This window comes from Halorubrum sp. SS7, from assembly GCF_005435055.1.
Lineage (GTDB): Archaea > Halobacteriota > Halobacteria > Halobacteriales > Haloferacaceae > Halorubrum > Halorubrum salinarum.
On record NZ_SGXV01000806.1, the window covers coordinates 1 to 210 of the forward strand.

At 65.2% G+C, this 210-nt stretch carries 1 pseudogene; it reads right to left on the reverse strand.

Annotated features, from left to right (window positions below):
- Positions 1-210, reverse strand: a pseudogene (locus EXE44_RS20610) (ABC transporter permease); the annotation flags it as partial.

Here is a 210-nt window from a genome sequence, read left to right on the forward strand (position 1 = left end):
GCCGCCGAGCGACTCGCCGACCGTGATCCAGTCGTCCTCGATCGTCGCCACCCCGTGCGCGGTGTTCAATACGACCGGCCAGACGCCGGCCATGAACATGATGAACACCGCCGAGCGGGTCCCGACGCCGAAGACGATGATCGCGATCGGGAACCACGCAAGCGGCGAGATCATCCGCATGAACTGGAACAGGACCGTCGTCGCCTTCTC